Source organism: Pseudomonas delhiensis (assembly GCF_900187975.1).
Classification (GTDB): domain Bacteria; phylum Pseudomonadota; class Gammaproteobacteria; order Pseudomonadales; family Pseudomonadaceae; genus Pseudomonas; species Pseudomonas delhiensis.
On record NZ_FZPC01000022.1, the window covers coordinates 47,539 to 65,996 of the forward strand.

Below are 18,458 nucleotides of genomic sequence, written 5' to 3' on the forward strand. Positions count from 1 at the left end.
CGAACCTGCCGGCTGACGCTGTGTTATCCGCTTTCGGCGCCAGCACACCCTCCCCCGGACAATCGGATGAAATCCGCCTGAACGGTGCCCCCGGCGTCCAGTCGGAAGCTATAGGCGCCCGCGAAGGCGTCCCCAACCGCAACCGCTATGGAGGACAGCATGAAAATCAGCGAAATCATGACGCGCAACGTCCAGACCACCGCCCCCGACACCTCGCTGCAAGAGGCGGCCGCGGCCATGGCGCGGATCGACAGTGGCGCCTTGCTGGTCAACGACGGCGACCGCCTGGTGGGCATGGTCACCGACCGCGACATCGTCGTTCGCGCGGTGGCCGCCGGGCTGGGGGTGGATACCCCGGTGTCGCGGGTGATGAGCGGCGACATCCACTACTGCTTCGAGGACGAGGAAGTGCAGCACGTGGCCCGCAACATGGCGCAGGTGAAGATGCGCCGGCTGCCGGTGCTGACCCGCGAGAAGCGCCTGGTGGGCGTGGTCTCCCTCGGCAACATCGCCGCCTGCCGCGACGCCCAGGCCAGCGACACCGTGCTGCGCGGCGTGGCCCAGGCCCACTGACCAGCCCCCTGGCCACGGCGCCGCCCGGGCCGTGGCCGTCCGCACAGCGGGAGAACGACATGAAAGCTGTGGTATTCCACGACGTCGGCGACATCCGCCTGGACGAGGTCCCGGAGCCGACGCTGCGCCAGCCCAACGACGCCATCGTGCGCCTCACCGCCTCGGCGATCTGCGGCACCGACCTGCACTTCGTGCGCGGCAGCGTGGGCGGCATGAGGCCCGGCACCATCCTCGGCCACGAAGGCGTGGGCATAGTCGAGGAACTGGGCGACGAGGTGCGCAACCTGCAGGTGGGCGACCGGGTGGTGGTCCCCTCCACCATCGCCTGCGGCAACTGCGTGTACTGCCGCGCCGGCTACTACGCCCAGTGCGACGTCGCCAACCCCGGCGGCCAGCGCGCCGGCACCGCCTTCTTCGGCGGGCCCGAGGCCAACGGCGCGTTCCACGGGCTGCAGGCCGAGAAGGCGCGCATCCCCTACGCCAACATCGGGCTCATCCGCCTGCCCTCGCAGATCAGCGACGACCAGGCGATCCTGCTGTCCGACATCTTCCCCACCGGCTGGTTCGGCGCCGAGCTGGCCGAGGTGGGCAGCGGCGACACGGTGGCGGTGTTCGGTTGCGGCCCGGTGGGCCAGTTCGCCATCGCCAGCGCGCTGCTGAAGGGCGCCTCGCGGGTGTTCGCCATCGACCGCCACCCCGACCGCCTGCACATGGCCCGCCAGCAGGGCGCGGAGGTGATCGACTTCGAGCGCGAGGACCCGCTGCAGGCGCTGCTCTGGCTCACCGACGGCATCGGCGTGGACCGCGCCATCGACGCCGTCGGGGTGGATGCCGAGCGCAGCCACGGCGAGGTCACCCCGGCGCCCAGCGAAGGCCACGAGTCGCCCTGGACGCCGGGCAACGCGCCGGCCCAGGTGCTCGACTGGGCGGTGGCCGGCCTGGCCAAGGCCGGCACCCTCGGCATCATCGGCGTGTACGGGCCGGACTCGCGGACCTTCCCCATCGGCATCGCGATGAACCGCAACCTGACGCTGAAGATGGGCAACTGCCACCACCGCAAGTACATCCCGCAGCTGATCGAACTGGTGCTGAGCGGGCGCATCGACCCGGCCAAGGTGCTCACCCAGGTCAAGCCCATCAGCGACGCCATCGCCGCCTTCGAGGCGTTCGACCAGCGCCGGACCGGCTGGGTGAAGGTGGAGCTGCAACCGCAGCGCCGGCACGCCGCCGCGGGCGACGAGGAACGCGTCCGCCAGCCGGCGCCGCCCGCCACGGAGTGACGCCATGGGAACGGACGGCCTGCACATCGGCATTTCCGGCTGGCGCTACGCCCCCTGGCGCGGCGAGTTCTACCCCAAGGGCCTGCCCCAGCGCGAGGAGCTGCGCTATGCCTCCCATGCCTTCGCCAGCATCGAGCTGAACGGCTCCTTCTACGGCCTGCAGACGCCCGAGCGCTACCGCCAGTGGAAGGCGCAGACCCCCGAGGGCTTCCGCTTCAGCGTCAAGGGCCCGCGCTTCGTCACCCACCTGCGGCGCCTGCGCGAGCCGGAACAGGGCCTGGCCAACTTCTTCGCCTCCGGCCCCCTGGAGCTGGACGAGAAGCTCGGCGCCTTCCTCTGGCAGCTGCCGCCCAGCCTGGCCTACAGCGGCGAACTGCTGGAAGACTTCCTCGCCTTGCTGCCGCGCGACAGCCATGCGGCGGCCGAACTGGCGGGCTCCGCGGACGAGCGCCTGCGCCACGGGCAGCGCCCGCCAGGCCGGCGCTTCCCCCTGCGCCACGCCCTGGAGGTGCGCCACAAGAGCTTCTGCACCCCCGGGTTCACCGACCAGCTGCGCCGGCACGGCGTGGCCCTGGTAATGGCCGACGCGCCGTCGAAGTGGCCCTACGCCGAGGACCTCACCGCCCCGGACTTCACCTACCTGCGCCTGCACGGCGCCGAGGAACTCTATGCCAGCGGCTACGGCGAGAAGGCCCTGCGCCGCTGGTGCGAGCGCATCCGCCTGTGGCGCAACGGCCTGCAGCCCGCGGATGCCGAGCTGATCGACGCGGACAGGCGCGGCGACCGCCGGCACCGCGAGCTGTACTGCTACTTCGACAACGACATCAAGGTGCGCGCGCCCTTCGATGCCTTCCGCCTGATGCAGCTGCTCGACGTCCACCTGCCGCAGCAGCAGGTGCCGGGCGCCGCGGTGGAGGGCTGGGCATGAACCAGCCGGCCCGCGCCGGCGCCGGCCAGGCGACGGCCTGCGGCCTTTCGCTGCGGGTGCTGACGGTGAACACCCACAAGGGCTTCAACGCCTTCAACCGCCGCTTCATCCTCCACGAGCTGCGCGAGGCGGTGCGCGCCACCGCGGCGGACCTGGTGTTCCTCCAGGAAGTGCACGGCGAGCACCAGCTGCACGCCGGGCGCCACCCCGGCTGGCCGGCCACGCCGCACTACGAGTTCCTCGCCGACAGCATGTGGCCGGCCTTCGCCTACGGCCGCAACGCCGTCTACCCCGAGGGCCACCACGGCAACGCCCTGCTCTCGCGCTACCCGATCCTCAGCCACGACAACCACGACATCTCCATCGCCGGCAACGAGCAGCGCGGCCTGCTGCACGCCTGCATCGACCTGCCCGGCGGCGCCCCGCTGCACGCCGTGTGCGTGCACCTGGGGCTGCGCGAGGCGCAGCGGCGGCAGCAACTGGCGCTGCTCTGCCGCCTGGTGGAAAGCCTCCCCGCCCAGGCGCCGCTGATCGTCGCCGGCGACTTCAACGACTGGCGCTGCCAGGCCGGCGCCCTGCTCGCCGGCTGCGGCCTGGCGCCGGCCTTCGCCCACAAGGCGGGCGCCCCGCGCAGCTTCCCGGCGCGCTGGCCGCTGCTGCGCCTGGACCGCATCTACCTGCGCAACCTGCGGGTGCACGCCAGCCAGGTGCTGGGCAACCGGCCCTGGCCGCACCTGTCCGACCATCTTCCCCTGCTCGCCGAGGTGAGCCCATGAACGAGCGCTGGCACGCGGGCAACCGCGTCGAACTGCTGGTCAACGGCGAGGCCTTCTACCCGCGGGTGTTCGAGGCCATCGCCAGGGCCCGCCGCGAGGTGCTGCTGGAGACCTTCATCATCTACGAGGACAAGGTCGGCCTGGCCTTGCGCAAGGCATTGCTGGCGGCGGCCCGGCGCGGCGTGCGGGTCGAGCTGATCGTCGACGGCTACGGCACCGCCGACCTGGGCACGGACTACATCGGCAGCCTGCTGGAGGCCGGGGTGCGCCTGCACCTGTTCGACCCGCGCCCGCGGCTGCTGGGCCTGCGCACCAACCTGTTCCGCCGCCTGCACCGCAAGCTGCTGGTGGTGGACGGCAGCACCGCCTTCGTCGGCGGCATCAACTTCAGCGCCGACCACCTGGCCGACTTCGGCGCCATGGCCAAGCAGGACTACGCGGTGCTGGTGCAGGGCCCGGTGGCCCAGGACATCCGCCAGGCCAGCCTGGCCCTGCTGGAGGAGTACGGCAGCACCCCCGAGCGGCTGCCGCCCGGCCTGCCGAGCCTGGCCGGCGAGACCCGCGCCTGCCTGGTGCTGCGCGACAACGGCCCGCGCAGCACGGCCATCGAGCGGCACTACCTGGCGGCGATCCAGGGCGCGCGCCGGCGGCTGACCATCGCCAACGCCTATTTCTTCCCCGGCTACCGCCTGCTGCGGGCGCTGCGCCAGGCCGCGCAGCGCGGCGTGGAGGTGCGCCTGATCCTCCAGGGCCTGCCGGACATGCCGCTGGTGCGCCTGTGCAGCAAGCTGCTCTACGACACCCTGCTGCGCGATGGCGTACGGATCTACGAGTACTGCGACCGCCCGCTGCACGGCAAGGTGGCGGTGGCCGACGGCCGCTGGGCCACGGTGGGTTCGAGCAACCTGGACCCGCTGAGCCTGTCGCTGAACCTGGAGGGCAACCTGATGATCGACGACGCGGGTTTCGCCCAGGCGCTGGAAGCGCACCTGGACGCCCTGGCCCGCGACAACTGCCGGCGCATCAGCCGCAAGGTGGCGCGCCGCGGCTACTGGTGGCGCGCGCCCCTGGTGTTCCTGAGCTTCCACTTCCTGCGCCATTTCCCGGCCATCGCCGGGCAGTTGCCGGCGCACCGGCAGAAGCTGCGCTCGCCACGGGGGCTGGATGGCGAGCCGGCGGCGGACGCCCCGCGGGTGCGGCCATGAACGCCGCCGCGCCGCGGGAGCGGCACAAGCAGGCCTGGAAGCTGGCCCGGCGCGGGTTCTCCATCGCCCTGCTGGTGCTGCTGCCGGTGCTGCTGTTCCTGCTGATCCGCGCCACCGATTGGCAGGAGGTGTTCCACCTGCTGCGCGAGTACCGCGCCACCACCCTGCTCCTGGGGCTGGCCATCAGCCTGGCCAGCTACGCGGTGTTCAGCAGCTTCGACGTGCTCAGCCGCTACTACATCGGCCACCCGCTGCCGGTGCGGCGGGTGTTCACCGTGGCCTTCGTGTGCAACGCCTTCAACCTCAACCTCAGCTCCTGGGTCGGCGGCGTGGCCCTGCGCTACCGCCTGTACGGCCGCCTGGGCATGAGCGCGGCGGACATCACCCGCATCCTCAGCTTCAGCCTGGTGACCAACTGGTACGGCTACCTGCTGCTGGCCGGCGCGCTGTTCGTCGCCGGCTACCCCGACCTGCCGGACGACTGGTCGGTGGGCCGCAACGGCCTGCGGCTGATCGGCGCCCTGCTGCTGGCCCTGAGCGTGGCCTACCCCCTGGCCTGCCGCTTCGCCCGGCGCCGCGCCTGGGGCTGGCGGCAGTACAGCCTGGCCCTGCCGAGCTGGCGCCTGGCGCTGCTGCAGGGCGCCATGGGGGCGGCCAACTGGTCGCTGATGGCGCTGCTGGTGAGCGTGCTGCTGCCGGACAGGGCCAGCTACACGGAAGTGCTGGCGACCCTGCTGATCAGCAGCATCGCCGGGGTGGTGCTGCACGTGCCCGCCGGGCTGGGGGTGCTGGAGGCGGTGTTCATCGCCATCCTCCACGACCACCTGGGCCGCGGCACCCTGCTGGCGGCGCTGATCGGCTACCGGGTGCTGTACTTCCTGGTGCCGCTGTTCCTCGCCTGCCTGGTCTACCTCTGGCTGGAACGCCGGGCCCGCCGCCTGCGCCGCCGCCAGCGACGCCTGGCGCGGGCGGCGGAGAATGCGCCGTAGGATGGGGGTCGTGCTTCGGACCGGTTATGGTTATCCGCCGTCATCCGTGCCACCGGGGCGTCCGGCATGGCCGGCGAGTCCAATCGCGGACGGAGTCCGCTCCTACGCCCGAGCCATGCCATTCCCCTGTAGAAGCGCGCCCTGCGCGCGAATCGCGGGCAGGGCCCGCTCCTACATCCGTGCTTCCTGGAACAGTAGGAGCGGACTCCGTCCGCGATAGGCCGAGCCCCGTTGCGAAATCGCAGATGAATCCATGCCTCCCTGGCCCGTAGGGCGAATAACCGTTCGCGGTTATCCGCCGTTGGCCCGCGCTCCCGTGGCTACAGCCCCGCATCGGGAGCCGGTTCCAGGATCAGGCTGCCCAGCGGCGGCAGGTCCAGCAGCAGCGAGTACGGCTGGCCATGGGAGGGTTCCGGGAGCGTCTCGCAGCGCTCGCGGCTGCCGGCGTCGGAGCCGGCGTAGGCGGCGCCGTCGGAGTTCAGGCGCACGCGCCAGGCGCCCTGCAGCGGCACCCCCACCCGGTAGCCCTCGCGCGGCTGGGGGGTGAAGTTGTGCACCACCAGCAGCGGCGAACGCTCGCGGTCCAGGCGCAGCCAGGCGTAGACGCTGTTGCGCTGGTCGTCGCCGATCAGCCAGTGGAAGCCCTCGGGGCCGTCGTCCAGCTGGTGCAGCGCCGGCAGCCCGCGGTACAGGCCGTTGAGGTCGCGCACCAGCGCCTGCACCCCCAGGTGCTCGGCGTAGCGCAGCAGGTACCAGTCCAGTTGGTCGTCGTGGTCCCATTCGCGCCACTGGCCGAACTCGCAACCCATGAACAGCAGCTTGCGCCCCGGGTGCGTCCACATCAGGCTCAGGTACAGGCGCAGGTTGGCGAACTGGCGCCAGCGGTCGCCGGGCATCTTGGCCAGCAGCGAGCCCTTGCCGTGCACCACCTCGTCGTGGGAGATGGGCAGGATGAAGCGCTCGGTGAAGGCGTACAGCAGGCCGAAGGTCAGGCGGTGGTGGTGGTAGCCGCGGTACAGCGGGTCCTCGCGGATGTAGGCCAGGGTGTCGTGCATCCAGCCCATGTTCCACTTGTGCGAGAAGCCCAGCCCGCCCTCGGCCACCGGCCGGCTGACGCCGGGCCAGGCGGTGGATTCCTCGGCGATCACCAGGGCGTCGGGCACCTCGGCGGCCACCACTTCGTTGAGGTGGCGGAGGAACTCGATGGCCTCCAGGTTCTCGCGCCCGCCGTGGCGGTTGGGGATCCACTCGCCTTCCTTGCGCGAGTAGTCGCGGTAGAGCATCGAGGCCACGGCGTCGACGCGCAGGCCGTCGACGTGGTACTCGCGCAGCCAGTGCAGCGCCGAGGCCAGCAGGAAGCCGTGCACCTCGGTGCGGCCGAGGTTGTAGATGTAAGTGTCCCAGTCCGGGTGGAAGCCCTCGAAGGGGTGCGCGTACTCGTACAGCGCGGTGCCGTCGAACTGCCCCAGGCCGTGCTCGTCGGTGGGGAAATGCGCCGGCACCCAGTCGAGGATGACGCCGATGCCGGCCAGGTGGCAGCGCTCGACGAAGGCGGCGAACTGCGTCGGGCTGCCGTAGCGCGCGGTGGGCGCGAACAGCGACAGCGGCTGGTAGCCCCAGGAGCCGCCGAAGGGGTGTTCCATGACCGGCATCAGCTCGACGTGGGTGAAGCCCATGTCCTGCAGGTAGGGGATCAGCCGCTCGGCCAGCTCGTCCCAGCTCGGCGGCCGGCCGTCCAGGGTCTGCCAGGAACCGGCGTGCAGCTCGTAGATCGCCAGCGGGCTTTGCGGCCCCTGGCGGCCGTGGCGCTCGCGCATCCAGCGCGCGTCCCGCCATTGCCGCGGGGTGGGCTCGGCCACCCGCGAGCCGGTGGCCGGCGGCCGCTCGGTGGCCAGCGCCAGCGGGTCGGCCTTCAGCGGCAGCAGGCCGCCGGGGCCGAGGATTTCATACTTGTAGACCTCGCCGGGCTGCAGGCGCGGCACGAACAGCTCCCAGACGCCGCTGGGGTAGCGCAGGCGCATGGCGTGGCGGCGCCCGTCCCAGGCGTTGAAGTCGCCCACCACCGACACGCGCCGGGCGTTGGGCGCCCACACCGCGAAGCGCACCCCGGCCACGCCGTCCAGGGTCATGGCCTGGGCGCCGAAGCACTGGCCGAGGTGGCGGTGGTTGCCCTCGGCGAACAGGTAGAGGTCGGTGTCGCCCAGCAGCGGGCCGAAGGCGTACGGGTCCTCGGTGATCTGCTCGCCCTCGGGCCAGTGGATGCGCAGCAGGTAGGCCTGGCGCGCAGCCAGGTGGGCGCTGAACAGCCCGCTGGCGTCCTGCTGCTCCATGGCCGCGAGGAACTCGCCCTCGCGGCCCAGCAGCTCGCAGGCGAAGGCCCCCGGCAACCAGGCCCGCACGCGCCAGCCGCCGCCCTCCGGGTGCGCGCCGAGGAAGGCGAAGGGGTCGCCGTGCTCGGCCCGCTGCAGCCGTTCCAGGTGGTTGCGTTCGTCGTCGTGCGACGCCTGTGTCATGTCCTTCCTCCCAGCAGGTGGAGCGCGAGCTCCAGCATTCCCAGCAGCGGCACCCCGACCCAGTCGGGCCGGTGGCCGCTCTCGTAGACCACTTCGTAGGCCGCCTTCTCCAGGCTGAACAGCGCCATGGCCGCGCCCTCCCCCTCGCGCCCGTGCCATTCGTGGGGCAGCCCGGCGGCCGCCAGGCGGTAGGCATCGAGGAAGGCGTCGCGGGCCTGGGTGCGGTAGCGCTGGGCGATGGCGCGACGCACCTGCACCGCCTCCTCCGAGACGTCGGCGCTCTGCAGGTTGCGCTCGGCCATGGCGGCGGCGTAGTCGAAGGAACGCAGCACCCCGGCCACGTCCTTCATCGGGCTGTTCAGGGCCCGGCGTTGCTCCAGCGAGCGGTTGGGCTCGCCCTCGAAATCGATCAGGTAGGCGTCCTCCTGCACCACCAGCACCTGGCCCAGGTGCAGGTCGCCGTGCACGCGGATCATCAGCCCGCCCTCGGCCAGCCGCGCCAGGTTGCCCACCGCCAGCAGCAGTTCGTCGCGCAGCTCCAGCAGGCGGGCGGCCTGGGCGCGGCCGCGCTCGTCCAGGCCCGGGGCGTCTTCCAGCGCCTGCAGGGCCTGGCCGACCTGGGCGCCGACGCCCTCCTGCCAGGCGCGGCTATCGGCCGGGCCGCTGCGCCGCGGGGCGAAGTCCGGCTCGTCCACGCCCTCGGCGAGCACCTGGTGCATCTCGCCCAGGCGCCGGCCGAGGGTGGCGGCGAAGCCGCGCAGCTCGTCCAGGGCATCGAACTCCGGGGCCTGCGCGGCGCCGGCGGCCAGGGCCTCGCGGATGGCCCGCTCCAGGTTGTTCTGCGTCCAGGTCCAGGCGTCGCCCTGGTTGCTCAGGTAGCCCTGCAGCAGCATCAGGGTGTGCGCCTGGCCCTGCTCGTCCACCCGGCGCACCTCGCCCAGCAGCGGCGCGACGTTGGCAAAGCCGTGGCGGCTCAGGTAGGCGCCCATTTCCGCCTCCGGGTGCAGGCCGGGCGAGACGCGCCGCAGCACCTTGAGCAGCAGGCCGTCGCCGAGCAGCGCCGAGGTGTTCGACTGGTCCGCGGCGAGCACCCGCACCGGGGCCTCCTCGGCCAGCTCCAGCCCGGCCAGGCCGGGCTGCGGCACGAACTGCACCTCGCCGCCCGGGCCGGCCAGGGTGGCGCCCTGGCGCAGCAGTTGCAGCACGGCGCGGCTGAAGCGCGGCAGGCTCAGGGCGTCGGTCAGCAGGCCGACGCGGCGGCCACGGCGCAGGCGGGCCATGGCCAGCTGCTGCGGCAGGTCGTAGCCGCTGCTGCTCTTTTCCGGCGTCGCGGCCAGGGGCAGCTGGTAGTGCTCGCACAGCTCGCCGTCGCGGTATTCCAGCTCCACCAGCAGCGGCGCGGCGTCGCCCTCCTCCAGCGGCAGCGCGTAGAGCAGGCGCACGCTGCCGGGCAGCGCCCGGGCATGGGGGAACCAGCGCCGGCGCGGCAGGTAGCGCGGCAGCGAATCCTTCTCCAGCAACTCGCGCGGCGTGCCGCCCATGAGTTCCTCCAGGCGCTGGCCCAGCACCAGGGTGGGCAGCTCCGGCAGGCGCTCCTCGGGCTGGCGGTGCCAGCTGGGCATGCGCTGGGAGTCGGCCAGGTAGAACCAGTAGAAGCCGTAGGGCGGCAGGGTCAGCAGGTAGGTCAGCCGGCCGATCGGCGGGAAGGCGGCGCCGCCGAGCATTTCCAGCGGCACGCGGCCTTCGAACTCGGCCAGTTCCAGCTCCACCGCCTGGGCCGCGCCGGACAGGTTGGCGATGCACAGCAGGCTGTCCTCGCCCTCCTCGCCGCGGTACTGCCGCAGGTAGGCGAGGATGCGCCTGTTGCTCGGCGACAGCAGGGTCATGCTGCCGCGGCCGAAGGCCTTCTGCTGCCTGCGCACGGCGAGCATGCGCCGCGTCCAGTTGAGCAGCGAATGCGGGTCGCGTAGCTGCGCCTCGACGTTGACGCTCTGGTAGCCGTACAGCGGGTCGAGGATCGGCGGCAGCACCAGGCTCGCCGGGTCGGCGCGGGAGAAGCCACCGTTGCGGTCCACCGACCACTGCATGGGGGTGCGCACGCCGTCGCGGTCGCCCAGGTAGATGTTGTCGCCCATGCCGATCTCGTCGCCGTAGTACAGCGTCGGCGTGCCGGGCATCGACAGCAGCAGGCTGTTGAGCAGCTCGATGCGCCGCCGGTCGCGCTCCACCAGCGGCGCCAGGCGCCGGCGGATGCCCAGGTTGATGCGCGCGCGGCGGTCGGCGGCGTAGTAGTTCCACAGGTAGTCGCGCTCGTCGTCGGTGACCATCTCCAGGGTCAGCTCGTCGTGGTTGCGCAGGAAGATGGCCCACTGGCAGTTGTCGGGGATGGCCGGGGTCTGGCGCAGGATGTCGCTGATGGGGAAGCGGTCTTCCTGGGCGATGGCCATGTACATGCGCGGCATCAGCGGGAAGTGGAAGGCCATGTGGCATTCGTCGCCGGGGCCGCCGTCGTCCATGCCGCCGAAATAGGGCCGGGTGTCCTCCGGCCACTGGTTGGCCTCGGCCAGCAGCATGCGGTCGGGGTAATGGGCGTCCAGCTCGGCGCGGATGCGCTTGAGCACGGCGTGTGTCTGCGGCAGGTTCTCGCTGCTGGTGCCCTCGCGCTCGATCAGGTAGGGAATGGCGTCCAGGCGCAGGCCGTCCACGCCCAGGTCGAGCCAGAAGCGCATCACCCCGAGCACGGCGCGCAGCACCTGGGGGTTGTCGAAGTTCAGGTCCGGCTGGTGCGAGTAGAAGCGGTGCCAGTAGTACTGCCCGGCCAGCGGGTCCCAGGTCCAGTTGGACGTCTCGCTGTCGACGAAGATGATCCGGGTGCCGGCGTAGCGCTCGTCGCTGTCGGACCAGACGTACCACTCCCGCGCCCGCGAGCCCTTCTTCGCCCGCCGCGCGCGCTGGAACCAGGGGTGCTGGTCCGAGGTGTGGTTGATCACGAGCTCGGTGATCACCCGCAGGCCGCGCGCGTGGGCGGCGGCGATGAAGCGGCGCACGTCGGCCAGGGTGCCGTAGTCGGGGTGCACGCCGCGGTACATGGCGATGTCGTAGCCGTCGTCGCGGCGCGGCGAGGGGTAGAACGGCAGCAGCCAGAGGGTGTTCACCCCCAGGTCGGCGATGTAGTCCAGCTTCTCGATCAGCCCGGGGAAGTCGCCGATGCCGTCGTTGTTGGCGTCGAAGAAGGACTTCACGTGCAGCTGGTAGATGACCGCGTCCTTGTACCAGAGCGGGTCGTGCAGGAAGGGACGGGGCTTTCTCAGGCGTCTGGCCATGGGCGACTCCTACCGGCGCTGCGGGTGCAGGCGCCAGATGCCGAAGGGAAGGTGCCAGGGCTCGATGCGCATCCGTTGGCGTTTGCCGTACCAGGTCCACTGGTGGCCGTTCATCAGGTCCTCGCCGCCCATGGCGGCGGCGTCCGGCAGGCCGAACTCCCACAGCGGCAGCTCGAAGTCGGCCTCCTGGGCGTTGTCCGGGTCCAGGCACACGGCGACCAGCACGAAGTTGTCCAGGTCCGCGGTGCGCTTGCCGAAGTAGAGGATGTTGTCGTTCCAGGCGTTGTAGGCCTGGAAGCCGAGGTGGCTGTGCAGCGCCGGGTTCTCCCGGCGGATGCGGTTGAGCCGGGTGATCTCGCCGACGATGTTGCCCGGCGCGCGGTAGTCGCGCTGGCGCAGCTGGTACTTCTCGGAGTCGGCGTATTCCTCGCGGCCGGGGATGGCCGCCGCCTCGCACAGCTCGAAGCCCGAGTACATGCCCCACAGCCCGGAGCCGGTGGCCGCCAGCACGGCGCGGATGAGAAAGCCGGCGCGCCCGCTGCGCTGCAGGAAGAAGGGGTTGATGTCCGGGGTGTTGACGAAGAAGTTGGGCCGGTAGCAGTCGCGCCAGGGCGGCTGGCCGAGTTCCTCGAAGTAGCTCTGCAGCTCCTGCTTGGTGTTGCGCCAGGTGAAGTAGGTGTAGCTCTGGCTGAAGCCGAGCTTGCCCAGGCGCGCCATCATCGCCGGGCGGGTGAAGGCCTCGGCCAGGAAGATGACTTCAGGGTGCAGGTGGCGCACCTCGGCGATCAGCCATTCCCAGAACGGCAGCGGCTTGGTGTGCGGGTTGTCGACGCGGAACAGGGTCACGCCCTGGGCCACCCAGCCCAGCACCACCTCCAGCAGGGCCAGCCACAGCGAGGGCACGGCGTCGGCGGCGTAGAAGTCGACGTTGACGATGTCCTCGTACTTCTTCGGCGGGTTTTCGGCATGGCGGATGCTGCCGTCGGCGCGCCAGCTGAACCAGCCGGGGTGCTGGCGCAGCCAGGGATGGTCGGGCGAGCACTGGATGGCGAAGTCCAGGGCCACCTCCAGGCCGTGGGCGCGGGCATCGGCCACCAGGGCGCGGAAGTCCTCCAGGCTGCCCAGCTGCGGGTGCACCGCCTCGTGGCCGCCCTCCCCGCTGCCGATGGCGTAGGGGCTGCCGGGGTCGTCCGGGCCGGCCTGCAGGCTGTTGTTGGGGCCCTTGCGGTGGCTGCGGCCGATGGGGTGGATGGGCGGGAAATAGAGCACGTCGAAGCCCATGGCGGCGATTTCCGGCAGGCGCCGGCGCACGTCCTCGAAGCGCCCGTGCACGCCCGGCCGCGCCCCCTCGGAGCGGGGGAACAGCTCGTACCAGCTGGCGAAGCCGGCCAGCGGCCGCTCCACCTCCAGGCCCAGCACCGGGCTGCGCACCCGGTGCAGGCGCGGCTGCACCTGCTGCATCAGCGCCAGGGTGGCCGGGGCCAGCAGCAGGGCCACGCGGCCGTCGCGGGGCTGCTCGGCGGCGAGCCGCGCCAGCAGGGCGTCGAGCTGCTCGGCCGGCTCGCCCTGGGCCGCCTGGCGCGCCTCGCGCAGCAGCTGCTCGCCTTCGCTCAGCTCCAGGTCGATGGCCTGGCCGGCGGCGTACTTCTTCTCCAGGTCGTGGCGGAAGCTGGCGTAGCGGTCCAGCCAGGCCTGGATCACGAACTGGATGCGCCCCTCGTGGGGCGGCAGCAGCTCGGCCTGCCACAGGTCGTTGCCCTGCCAGGCCAGCGGCTGGCTGCGCCAGACCTCGTCCGGCGCCAGGCGCCAGGTCACCTCGGCGCCCAGTTGCTCGTGGCCGTCCATGAAGATGCGCGCGCTGACCGGGCAGCGCTGCCCGGCGATGGCCTTGGCGGCGAAGCGCCCGCCCTCGACCTGGGGCTCGATGCCCTCGATGGCGATGCGCGGCGCCTTGGCCGCGGCGCTGGCGCGCCCGTGCAGGTCCGAATTCATCGCTGCGCCCTCCTCGCCAAGCGATCCGATGATCGTCGGCCGCAACCTGCGGCCCCATGCTTTCCGAGGCTGGGCCAGCCGGCAAGTTCAGACTTTTCGCCGGCGGGCCGGCTCAGCGCGCGGCGCTTCCCCGGCCGGCTTCTCGCTGGCCTTGGCCTTGCCCGCCGGCCTGGCGCCAGCGCCCTTGGCGTTGCCGCGCAGGCTGCGCCGCAGCAGGTCGGTGAGGTCGATGATGTCGGCGCCCTCGCCGGCCTGCGGCGCCTCGGCGCCGGGCACTTCCTCCAGCTGGCCCTTGGCGGCCTTCTGCGCCACCAGGGCGTGGATCTCGTCGCTGAAGGTGTCCTTGAAGGCCGAGTCGTCCCAGGCCTGGCTCATGTCTTCCACCAGGCGCGTGGCCATCTCGCGCTCGCGCTTGTCCAGGGCGATGTCGTCCAGCTCCAGCGCCAGCTCGCCCACCGGGCGCACCTCGCCCGGCCAGCGCAGCGTCATCAGCAGCAGCGCCTCGCCGTCGGCCAGCAGCGCCGCCAGGTGCTGGCGGCTGTGCAGCACCAGCTGGCACACCGCGACCTTGCCGCTGCGCGCGAGGGTCTCGCGCAGCAGCACGTAGACCTTCTCGCCGCGCCGCTCGGGGCTCAGGTAGTAGGGGGTGTCGAAGTACGGCAGGGGAATCTCGCCGCGCTCGACGAAACGCAGGATGTCGATGGTCTGCGTGGCCCGCGGGCGCGCCGCGCGGATTTCCTCCTCACTGAGCACCACGTAGCGGCCCTTCTCGTACTCCACGCCCTTGACGATCCGCTCCCTGGGCACTTCCTTGCCGGTCACCTTGTTCACCCGCTTGTAGCCCACCGGCTCCAGGCTGCGCTCGTCCAGCCAGTCGAAGTCGGTGCCGCCGGAACGGCTGGCGCTGTTGAGCCCCACGGGGATGTGCACCAGGCCGAAACTGATAGCGCCCTTCCAGATCACGCGCGCCATGTGCGCCTCCTACAGTGAGATGCCATCGTCGAAGCGGACGCGGCCGTCCGCGCTGATGTCGCGGATGCGCGCCAGCATGCGCCGGGCCGCGTCCTCGGCTTCGGCCGCGTTGCGGCTGCCGGGGGCGAACACCCAGAGCACTTCCACCGGCGCGCCCTCGCGCTTGGGCTGGTACTGGATCAGCCCGACGTAGGCGCCGCCGTCGCGCATGGCGTCGGTCCAGGCGCTGCTGCCGCTGAAGTCACGGAACATGGCGCTTCTCCGATGTATCGGGCACCTGCGGCCGCTCGAACAGCCGCGGCAGGCTGTGCAGCACCGCCAGCGCCAGCAGGGTGCCGAGCACCGCGGTGGCCGAATGGCCGCGGCCCACGCAGATGCCGATGGCGGTGCTCAGCCAGAGCCCGGCCGCCGTGGTCAGCCCCTTCACCCGCGCGGTGTCGGCGCTGTCCTTGAGGATGGTGCCGGCGCAGAGGAAGCCGATGCCCGCGGCGATGCCCTGGATCACCCGGCTGATGGCGTCGTCGCCGGCGCCGCCTTCGCTGATCGCCATGACGAAGAGCGCGGCGCCCAGGGTGACCAGCAGGTGCGTGCGCAGCCCGGCGGCCTTGCCCTGGCTCTCGCGCTCGTAGCCCAGCAGGCCGCCCAGCAGCGCGGCGAGCGCCAGGCGGAAGCAGGCGCGGGTGATCTGCTCCAGCTCGCTCAGGTCGGAAAACTCCGCCAGCAGGGCCTCGGCGATGCGCGACAGGGTCTCCATGGGCCTCTCCGCGAAGGGGTATTGCTGTTGCAGACTGCCGCGCCGGCCGATGGTTTGAACGATTTTCCCGGCGGTAGCGCCGGCACTACCGCCCGGCGGTCGGTCCGCGCGTTTCGCCGCCGCGCCGGTCCAAACCCGGCAATCGCCGAACAAAGGGATGCGCCATGAACAGCGACGAAAACGACTTCGCCCACGCCTACGAGCAGGCCCTGACCGAGGTGGCCCTGCCCGCCTTCGCCGCGGCCGGCGAGTACGCCCGCGACCACGGGCTGCTCTGCCACCTGGGGTTGCACCGCGGCGCCGGCGGGCTTTCCGAACTGGGCCTGCACGCCCGCCGCCCCGGCGAGGGCCTGGACTGCCACTGCCTGATCAGCGCCGACCCGCAGAGCGCCAGCCTGGTGCACGAGAACCACTACGGCGGGCGCGGCGCCCCGGAGCGCATCGTCGGGCCGCTGGCCTCGCTCAACCGCATGGTGCTGGACACCCGCCTGCAGGCCTTCTTCCAGGCCGGCTTCGGCCTGAGCCTGGACTACCTGGCGCGCCGCCACGGCGGCGGCTTCTGGTAGGCCCTAGCCGCCCACCGGCACTTTCCAGATTTCCTCGGCGTACTCGCGGATGGTGCGGTCGGAGGAGAACCAGCCGACCCGCGCGGTGTTCAGCACCGCCGCGTGCCACCAGCGGGCGGGCTCGCGCCACAGCGCCTCGACGCGCGCCTGGGCCTGCCAGTAGGCCTCGAAGTCGGCGCAGAGCATGAACCTGTCGTCGTGGCGCAGCCCCTCCACCAGGGCCGTGTAGCGGTTGGCGTCGTCCGGCGAGAAGACCCCTGAGCCGATGGCCTGCAGCGCCTCCTGCAGGCGCGGCGAGGCGGCGATCTCGCCGGCCATGGACAGCTCGCCGGCATGCTTGCGGGCCTCCACCTGCTGGGCGGTGAGGCCGAAGATGAACAGGTTCTCCAGGCCGATGCGCTCGGACATCTCGACGTTGGCGCCGTCCAGGGTGCCGATGGTCAGCGCGCCGTTCAGGGCGAACTTCATGTTGCTGGTGCCCGAGGCCTCCAGGCCCGCGGTGGAAATCTGCTCGGACAGGTCCGCCGCGGGGATGATGGCCTCGGCCAGGCTGACGTTGTAGTTGGGGATGAACACCACCTTGAGCAGCCCGCGCACCGTGGGGTCGTCGTTGACGATGCGGGCGATGTCGTTGGCCAGCTTGATGATCAGCTTGGCCTGGTGGTAGCTGGGCGCGGCCTTGCCGGCGAAGATCTTCACCCGCGGCAGCCGCGGCGCGGCCGGGTCGTTGCGGATGTCCTGGTACAGCGCCACGGCGTGCAGCAGGTTGAGCAACTGCCGCTTGTACTCGTGGATGCGCTTGACCTGCACGTCGAACAGCGCCTCGACGTCCAGGCGGATGCCCAGGCGCTCCTCCACCAGTTGCGCCAGGCGCGCCTTGTTGTGCCGCCGCTGCTGGGCGAAGCCGCGTTGCACGGCGGCGTCGCCGGCGTGGGCCTCCAGGCCGCGCAGGCGCCGCTCGGGGTCGTCGAGCAGCTCGCGGCCGAGGCACTCGCAGAGCAGCCCGGTCAGCTCCGGGTTGGCCTGGAACAGCCAGCGGCGGAAGGTCACGCCGTTGGTCTTGTTGCTGATGCGCGCCGGGTACAGGCGGTGCAGGTCGCGGAACACCGTCTCGCGCATCAGCTCGGTGTGCAGCGCGGAAACGCCGTTGACGCTGTGCGAGCCGAGGAACGCCAGGTTGCCCATGCGCACCCGGCGGCCGTTGTCCTCCTCGATCAGCGACACCGCGCGCAGCAGGGCGAAGTCGTGGATGTCCTTGGCCCGCAGCGCGTCGATGTGGAAGGCGTTGACCAGGTAGATGATCTGCATGTGCCGCGGCAGCAGGCGCTCCATCAGCGCCACCGGCCAGGACTCCAGGGCCTCGGGCAGCAGCGTGTGGTTGGTGTAGGACAGCGTGGCCACGGTCAGGCCCCAGGCCTGTTCCCACTGCAGGTAGTGGTCGTCCAGCAGCAGGCGCATCAACTCGGCCACGGCGATGGCCGGGTGGGTGTCGTTGAGCTGGATGGCCACCCGCGCCGGCAGGCTGGCCAGCGCCAGGCCCTGGCCCAGGTGGCGCTGCAGCAGGTCCTGCAGCGAGGCGCTGACGAAGAAGTACTCCTGGCGCAGGCGCAGTTCCTGCCCGGCCTCGGTGCTGTCCGCCGGGTAGAGCACCCGCGAGATGCTCTCGGCGCGCGCCGTGTCGGCCACCGCGCCGAGGTGGTCGCCGGCGTTGAAGCGGTCCAGCTTGAGGGTTTCCTCGCCACGGGCGCGCCACAGCCGCAGGGTGTTCACCCCGGCCCGGCGCCAGCCGACGATGGGCATGTCGTAGGCCACCGCGCGCAGGCGCTCCATGGGTTCCCAGTGCTGCCGCGCGCTGCCGTCGCTGCCGTTGAGGGCATACACGCTGCCGCCGAAGCCGATGCTGATGCTGCATTCCGGGCGCTCGAACTCCCAGGGGTTGCCGAAGTCCAGCCAGGTCTCCGGCTGTTCCTGCTGCCAGCCGTCGGCGATGCTCTGGCGGAACAGCCCGTGCTCGTAGCGGATGCCGTAGCCGTAGGCGGGGATGTCCAGGGTCGCCATGCTTTCCATGAAGCAGGCCGCCAGGCGCCCCAGGCCGCCGTTGCCCAGGGCCGCGTCGGGTTCGGCCAGGCGCACCTGCTCCAGGTCCACGCCCAGTTGCAGCAGCGCCTCGCGGGCGATCTCCAGCAGCCCGAGGTTGCTCAGGTTGTCGATCAGCAGGCGGCCGATGAGGAACTCCAGCGACAGGTAGTAGACGCGCTTGCGCCGGCCGCGGTCGATGCTGTGGCTGGCCTCGTCCCAGCCATCGACGATGTAGCGCCGGGCCGCCAGCGCCAGGGCCTCGAACCAGTCGTGGGCGTAGGCGTCGGCGGCGTCCTTGCCGACGTCGTAGCGCAGTCGCGTCAGCACTTCCTGCTTGAAGTTTTCCACCTGTTCGGGAACGGGGGTGCTGGAGCCTTGCATGGCGGTCTCTCCACGGTTCGCCTGTGGGAAAACGGCGGCGCCACCGGCCGCCTCGTGTATCTAGGCCCCCGGGCCGGGGCCGGAGTTCAGGCGTTTTCCCCGCCCGGGGCGGCCGTCCGTCCGAATC

At 71.6% G+C, this 18,458-nt stretch carries 14 protein-coding genes; 7 read left to right on the forward strand and 7 right to left on the reverse strand.

Annotated elements, in window-relative coordinates; genetic code table 11:
* Positions 1-159: 159 nt before the first annotated feature.
* The 6 genes from CHC02_RS19990 to CHC02_RS20015 are packed head-to-tail and all read left to right on the forward strand — an operon-like array spanning position 160 to position 5,751.
* Positions 160-573 carry a CBS domain-containing protein gene (locus CHC02_RS19990; protein ID WP_089393178.1) on the forward strand — a complete coding sequence of 138 codons (414 nt, stop codon included), beginning with the start codon at positions 160-162 and terminating at the stop codon, positions 571-573.
* 59 nt (positions 574-632) lie between these two features.
* Positions 633-1,853 carry a zinc-dependent alcohol dehydrogenase gene (locus CHC02_RS19995; protein WP_089393179.1) on the forward strand — a complete coding sequence of 407 codons (1,221 nt, stop codon included), beginning with the start codon at positions 633-635 and terminating at the stop codon, positions 1,851-1,853.
* Between the two features lie 4 nt (positions 1,854-1,857).
* Positions 1,858-2,781, forward strand: coding sequence for a DUF72 domain-containing protein (locus CHC02_RS20000; protein WP_089393180.1), 924 nt, complete (start codon positions 1,858-1,860; stop codon positions 2,779-2,781).
* Positions 2,778-3,557: an endonuclease/exonuclease/phosphatase family protein gene (locus tag CHC02_RS20005; protein ID WP_089393181.1), complete on the forward strand. Its 780-nt coding sequence runs from the start codon at positions 2,778-2,780 to the stop codon at positions 3,555-3,557. The genes CHC02_RS20000 and CHC02_RS20005 overlap by 4 nt, the downstream gene beginning before the upstream one ends.
* Positions 3,554-4,762 carry a cardiolipin synthase ClsB gene (gene clsB / locus CHC02_RS20010; RefSeq protein ID WP_089393182.1) on the forward strand — a complete coding sequence of 403 codons (1,209 nt, stop codon included), beginning with the start codon at positions 3,554-3,556 and terminating at the stop codon, positions 4,760-4,762. Before CHC02_RS20005 ends, clsB begins: the two co-directional genes overlap by 4 nt.
* Complete coding sequence (locus CHC02_RS20015) at positions 4,759-5,751, forward strand: lysylphosphatidylglycerol synthase domain-containing protein (RefSeq protein ID WP_089393183.1); 993 nt, start codon at positions 4,759-4,761, stop codon at positions 5,749-5,751. Before clsB ends, CHC02_RS20015 begins: the two co-directional genes overlap by 4 nt.
* A gap of 320 nt (positions 5,752-6,071) precedes the next feature.
* On the opposite strand, the gene glgB is transcribed toward CHC02_RS20015, so the two are convergent.
* From glgB to CHC02_RS20045, 6 genes are all read right to left on the reverse strand, one after another.
* On the reverse strand, positions 6,072-8,264 hold the full coding sequence (gene glgB / locus CHC02_RS20020) for a 1,4-alpha-glucan branching protein GlgB (RefSeq protein WP_089393184.1): 2,193 nt from the start codon (positions 8,262-8,264) through the stop codon (positions 6,072-6,074).
* Positions 8,261-11,587, reverse strand: coding sequence for a maltose alpha-D-glucosyltransferase (gene treS / locus CHC02_RS20025; protein WP_089393185.1), 3,327 nt, complete (start codon positions 11,585-11,587; stop codon positions 8,261-8,263). Before treS ends, glgB begins: the two co-directional genes overlap by 4 nt.
* 9 nt (positions 11,588-11,596) lie before the next feature.
* A complete protein-coding gene (locus CHC02_RS20030) occupies positions 11,597-13,579 on the reverse strand; it encodes an alpha-1,4-glucan--maltose-1-phosphate maltosyltransferase (protein ID WP_089393186.1) in 1,983 nt (660 codons plus the stop codon).
* A gap of 87 nt (positions 13,580-13,666) precedes the next feature.
* A complete protein-coding gene (gene ku / locus CHC02_RS20035) occupies positions 13,667-14,551 on the reverse strand; it encodes a non-homologous end joining protein Ku (protein ID WP_089393187.1) in 885 nt (294 codons plus the stop codon).
* A 9-nt stretch (positions 14,552-14,560) separates the two neighbouring features.
* Entirely contained in the window at positions 14,561-14,803 is a 243-nt protein-coding gene (locus CHC02_RS20040; RefSeq protein WP_089393188.1) for a hypothetical protein, read from the reverse strand.
* Complete coding sequence (locus CHC02_RS20045; RefSeq protein WP_089393189.1) at positions 14,793-15,305, reverse strand: MgtC/SapB family protein; 513 nt, start codon at positions 15,303-15,305, stop codon at positions 14,793-14,795. The genes CHC02_RS20040 and CHC02_RS20045 overlap by 11 nt, the downstream gene beginning before the upstream one ends.
* A 164-nt stretch (positions 15,306-15,469) precedes the next feature.
* Between CHC02_RS20045 and CHC02_RS20050 the strand changes: the two genes are divergently transcribed.
* Entirely contained in the window at positions 15,470-15,871 is a 402-nt protein-coding gene (locus CHC02_RS20050) for a hypothetical protein (RefSeq protein WP_089393190.1), read from the forward strand.
* Positions 15,872-15,874: 3 nt separating this feature from the next.
* Here CHC02_RS20050 and CHC02_RS20055 read toward each other — a convergent pair whose 3' ends face one another.
* Positions 15,875-18,331: a glycogen/starch/alpha-glucan phosphorylase gene (locus CHC02_RS20055; RefSeq protein WP_089393191.1), complete on the reverse strand. Its 2,457-nt coding sequence runs from the start codon at positions 18,329-18,331 to the stop codon at positions 15,875-15,877.
* Positions 18,332-18,458 lie beyond the last annotated feature (127 nt).

Excerpts from the sequence above, each read along its gene's own strand:
- CHC02_RS20030 (WP_089393186.1), bottom strand. The coding sequence starts at position 13,579 with ATGAATTCGGACCTGCACGGGCGCGCCAGCGCCGCGGCCAAGGCGCCG.
- glgB (WP_089393184.1), bottom strand. The coding sequence starts at position 8,264 with ATGACACAGGCGTCGCACGACGACGAACGCAACCACCTGGAACGGCTG.
- ku (WP_089393187.1), bottom strand. The coding sequence starts at position 14,551 with ATGGCGCGCGTGATCTGGAAGGGCGCTATCAGTTTCGGCCTGGTGCAC.
- CHC02_RS20000 (WP_089393180.1), top strand. The coding sequence starts at position 1,858 with ATGGGAACGGACGGCCTGCACATCGGCATTTCCGGCTGGCGCTACGCC.
- CHC02_RS20045 (WP_089393189.1), bottom strand. The coding sequence starts at position 15,305 with ATGGAGACCCTGTCGCGCATCGCCGAGGCCCTGCTGGCGGAGTTTTCC.
- CHC02_RS20005 (WP_089393181.1), top strand. The coding sequence starts at position 2,778 with ATGAACCAGCCGGCCCGCGCCGGCGCCGGCCAGGCGACGGCCTGCGGC.
- CHC02_RS20040 (WP_089393188.1), bottom strand. The coding sequence starts at position 14,803 with ATGTTCCGTGACTTCAGCGGCAGCAGCGCCTGGACCGACGCCATGCGC.
- CHC02_RS19995 (WP_089393179.1), top strand. The coding sequence starts at position 633 with ATGAAAGCTGTGGTATTCCACGACGTCGGCGACATCCGCCTGGACGAG.
- CHC02_RS20055 (WP_089393191.1), bottom strand. The coding sequence starts at position 18,331 with ATGCAAGGCTCCAGCACCCCCGTTCCCGAACAGGTGGAAAACTTCAAG.
- treS (WP_089393185.1), bottom strand. The coding sequence starts at position 11,587 with ATGGCCAGACGCCTGAGAAAGCCCCGTCCCTTCCTGCACGACCCGCTC.
- clsB (WP_089393182.1), top strand. The coding sequence starts at position 3,554 with ATGAACGAGCGCTGGCACGCGGGCAACCGCGTCGAACTGCTGGTCAAC.
- CHC02_RS20050 (WP_089393190.1), top strand. The coding sequence starts at position 15,470 with ATGAACAGCGACGAAAACGACTTCGCCCACGCCTACGAGCAGGCCCTG.
- CHC02_RS19990 (WP_089393178.1), top strand. The coding sequence starts at position 160 with ATGAAAATCAGCGAAATCATGACGCGCAACGTCCAGACCACCGCCCCC.
- CHC02_RS20015 (WP_089393183.1), top strand. The coding sequence starts at position 4,759 with ATGAACGCCGCCGCGCCGCGGGAGCGGCACAAGCAGGCCTGGAAGCTG.